Source organism: Pseudomonas sp. 05T35 (genome assembly GCF_056396605.1).
This window is the reverse complement of the sequence record NZ_JBFTLU010000679.1, coordinates 1-1,652: the sequence shown is the minus strand read 5'-3', so window position 1 is coordinate 1,652 and position 1,652 is coordinate 1. Positions and strand designations below refer to the sequence as shown.

Annotated in this window: 2 protein-coding genes and 1 pseudogene; all 3 read left to right on the top strand. The window is 56.0% G+C overall.

What is annotated here, in order from left to right:
* Window positions 1–71: 71 nt before the first annotated feature.
* A pseudogene (locus AC1DH9_RS28780) lies at window positions 72–164 on the top strand (hypothetical protein); the annotation flags it as partial.
* Window positions 165–208: 44 nt separating this feature from the next.
* Window positions 209–847: a LysE family translocator gene (locus AC1DH9_RS28775; RefSeq protein WP_427540375.1), complete on the top strand. Its 639-nt coding sequence runs from the start codon at window positions 209–211 to the stop codon at window positions 845–847.
* Window positions 848–1,024: 177 nt separating this feature from the next.
* Complete coding sequence (locus AC1DH9_RS28770) at window positions 1,025–1,183, top strand: hypothetical protein (RefSeq protein WP_477809294.1); 159 nt, start codon at window positions 1,025–1,027, stop codon at window positions 1,181–1,183.
* Window positions 1,184–1,652: the final 469 nt, after the last annotated feature.

The following is a 1,652-nucleotide window of genomic DNA, read 5'->3' as shown; positions in this document are numbered from 1 at the left end:
GAACCAGGCTCTCCAAAACGTCGACTGCATGCAGCAGATGTTCGATCATCTTCGATGAGCGTCCGCCCTGCATCACTGCCAACAAAAACTCGGTGCCCAACGACCCGCGCTGACCGTTCGTGACTTCCGGGATGCGCATCGGTAGCCTAGTCATCACCACCCGAGCTATCGCCATCGGGTTGATCTCCAGAGGACAAAGGACTGCCCCATGATTCCTACTCAAGACTTAGTCGTGTTCGTTGCCGCCGCGCTGCTCATGGTACTCACACCCGGGCCGAACATGATCTACCTGATTTCCCGTTCGATCTGCCAGGGCCGCAGGGCCGGTGTCACTTCTTTGCTGGGGGTGGTGGCGGGTTTCTTCGTGCATCTATTTGCCGCCGCTGCAGGTTTGACGGCAGTGTTCCTCGCCGTACCGATGGCTTATGAAGTGCTGAAATGGGCCGGTGCGCTGTACCTGGGGTGGCTGGCCTGGCAAGCGCTCAAACCTGGGGCCCGCTCGCCGTTCGAGGCCCAGCAACTGCCGCCGGACTCGGCAAAGAAACTGATCCTGATGGGGTTTCTCACCAGCGCCCTGAACCCGAAAATCGCGGTGTTCTACCTGTCGGTGTTTCCGCAGTTCATCAACCCCGAGCACGGTTCAGTGTTCACCCAGAGTATCGTCCTCGGCCTGACCCAGATCAGCGTAAGCTTTTCGGTCAACCTGCTGATCGCGCTGTTCGCCTCCGGGATTGCCGCGTGGTTCGTCCACAACCCATTGTGGCTGGCGGTGCAGCGCTACTTCATGGGGTTTGTGCTGGCGGGGCTCGCGATGCGTTTAATGCTCGAACAACGTCGTACCGCGTGATTTTTTGATCGTCCCCATGATCCAGGTGCACAGCATGTCTGCGATTTAAAAAAGCCCTGTCTCCCAGTGAGAGACAGGGCTTTTTTCGGGGCTGTGTCCCGTCTTCGACGCCGCACGGTCTGTTTAACGCTAAGCGTTGAGTGCCGGAGGCCCGAAACCTGAATTCAGGTGTATCAATTGGCTGATGGCCTGGCCGACCTTGCTCACGGCCATTTCGATTTTTCGATTAGGTGCGTTGGCGAAGTTGAGCCGAATGCAGTTGCGGTATTTGCCGGCCGCCGAAAAGATGTTGCCGTTGGCGACTTGTACGTCTTGGGCTTCGAGCAGGCGATTTAGGGAATAGGCGTCGAAATCTTCCGGCAGTGGCGATGAATTCGGCGAGGTTCATATAGAGCGTCATGGCTCCGACTGTAGCGCGTCATCTGTAGCTTAAGAAGCTACAGATTGGACTTGTTTTGAAATGTTTTTCGCCAAAAAAAGCCAACTGTATTAAAAAAAATAGCCGGCGCTGTATCTGCAATACACCCAGGCACCTTGGGATGATAGTTCTCTTGGGGGGGGCACGAAGTCCAGTAAAGACGTTCGTCGCAAAATTCTAAGGCGGCACCCCATGTGTTTGGAAAAATCCTGCAAATTCAGACGTCTGGTAGCGGCTTGGAACGCTTCCGGCACATGATCATCGATTACTGATGAGGATGAAGGCGACATGACGGCAAGGATGACACGCACTCCGCAGATGGCTGAAAAAGCCTGCCGTTGGACATCCGGCGGCTGGATTTGAACGAGCCGTTCCGGGGGCCTGGAC